Below are 2172 nucleotides of genomic sequence, written 5' to 3' on the forward strand. Positions count from 1 at the left end.
GCAGTTCGTCGGCCAGCGGGTGGAAGTCGGCCGGCAACGGCACTGCCGGGTATTCTGTCAATCCGAGTGTTTGGGCGTCGGGTGTGGTATCGGGTCTGGGACGTCCCGGTGTGAGCGGCTGGTTTCCGTTGAGGACAAGCAGCTCTTTCAGTTTATTGTTAAGTGCCGTCTGGTTCATGCGGGCTTCCGTGCGTACATTCAGCAACTCCAGATTAATCTTGTTGGTTTCCAGTGCATTGGCATCTCCCGTTTCCAAACGCCGGGTGTACATGGCCGACAGTTCCTCCGCATTCTTCAACCGTTCGTCGAGCAGGGCTTGCTGGCGTTGCAGCATGATGATGTCCAAGCATACTTCCTTCGCTTGCAACAATATCTGCTGGCGGAAGGCGGTGGCTTGTGCATCCAGTGCATTTGTCTTGAGTCGGTTCATCTTCCCTCGGGTGGCGTAAAGCGTGGGGAAGTCGAAGCTTTGCGAGATGACCATTTCGCCGACTGTCTCGTCACTGTTCTTGGAGTCCCAAAGGTGGGCGTATGACAGTGTAGGGTCGGGGAGGTTGTTGTTTGTCTTGTTCTCCAGTTTTTGTGAGGAAATGAGGTGGGAGTTAGCCTGCAATTCCTTGTTGTTGGCCTCTATCTGCTGGAGCACGGCATCAATGCCGGACGTTTGTGCGCTCATCCCCGCAAAAGCGAGGATGGCGGCGCTGAATATGAAAAATCTTTTATTCATTGTCTGACGTTTTAGGTTGTTGGTTATGGTGCATCATCAGGTAAACAATCGGAATGATGAAACCGTTCAGGAACGTGGATGTTAAAAGGCCGCCCAAGATAACCTTTGCCATCGGGCTTTGTATCTCGTTGCCCGGCAGGTCGCCACTGAGAGCCAGCGGGATAAGTGCCAGTGCACTGGATAGGGCGGTCATCAGGATTGGATTCAGACGGTCGAGCGAACCGCGGATAACGCTGTCGTAGACGCCATAGCCTTCTTCCTGCTGCAAGTGGTTGTAATGGCTGATGAGCAGCATTCCGTTTCGGGTGGCGATACCGAACAGTGAGATGAAACCGATGATGGCGGGGATACTCACTTCTCCCGTTGTGATGAGCAGGGCGAATACACCGCCTATCAATGCCAGCGGCAGATTGATAAGGATGATGGCACTCTCCTTCACACTGCGGAATTCATGGTAGAGGAGCAGGAATATCACCACGATGGACATGAACGAAGTAAGTGCCAGCGTGCGGCTTGCTGCCTGCTCGCTTTCGAATTGTCCGCCGTATTCGATGTGGTATCCTTCCGGCAGTTTGATTTGTGCGTCTACCTGGGCTTGTATATCATTGACTACACTTCGCAGGTCGCGGTCGGCCACGTTGGCGGAGATGACGATTTTACGCTTTACATTCTCGCGGCTGATGGTGTTCGGACCCATGGCCGAGCGGATTTCCGCTACATAGTTCAGTGGAATTTTCTGTCCGTCGCCCGTATCAATCATCAAGTTGCGTATTTTTTCCATTTCGTCGCGTAGGTTGTCTTTCACGCGTACGGTCAGGTCGAAGCTCTTTCCCTTTTCGTAAACTTGGGAAACGGCTTCACCGGCCAGGCAGACATTGACAAACTCCGAAAATTCGGGCAGTGAAATGCCGTATTTGGCAAGCATTTCCCGTTTGGGTGAAATGACAAGTTGCGGACGCTCAATCTGCTGTTCCACGTTCAGGTCGGCAATACCGGGAATACCCTGGATGGCACTCTTGATTTCATTGCCCAGAGTGAACATGCGGTTCAGATCGTCGCCGAACAGTTTGATGGCGATGTTCGCCTTTGTACCGGATAGCATGGCGTCTATACGGTGGCTGATAGGCTGGCCTATTTCCACGTTTGCCCCTACAATGGTACCCAGTTTTTCGCGGACTTCTGCCACGAGCTCGCTGCGTGAGCGGTCTTTCAACTCAAACGGTGCCTCGATCTCAGAGACGTTTACTCCCAGAGCGTGTTCGTCCAGCTCTGCACGTCCCGTTTTACGGGCCACGGTCTGTATTTCGGGGATGGAGAGCAGCAGCTCCTCGGCACGGTGCCCCATCTTGTCGCTTTCTTCCAGGGAGATACCCGGAAGCGAGGAGATATTGATGGTGAACGAACCTTCATTGAAAGGCGGCAGGAACGAGCGGCCCAGGGTGAAG

The 2172-nt window shown here is 53.4% G+C and carries 2 protein-coding genes; both read right to left on the minus strand.

The genetic code is table 11. The annotated features are described in order from the left end of the window. Positions 1-727: TolC family protein (locus tag ABUA47_RS08405; RefSeq protein WP_349831527.1), on the minus strand; the 727-nt coding region annotated here is incomplete at its 3' end. Further along, a partial coding sequence (locus ABUA47_RS08410; protein WP_349831529.1) for an efflux RND transporter permease subunit occupies positions 720-2172 on the minus strand: 1453 nt, incomplete at its 5' end. The genes ABUA47_RS08405 and ABUA47_RS08410, both read right to left, overlap by 8 nt.

Source organism: Bacteroides sp. RTP31139st1_H2_RTP31139_211217 (assembly GCF_040227615.1).
Taxonomy (GTDB): Bacteria; Bacteroidota; Bacteroidia; order Bacteroidales; family Bacteroidaceae; genus Bacteroides; species Bacteroides uniformis.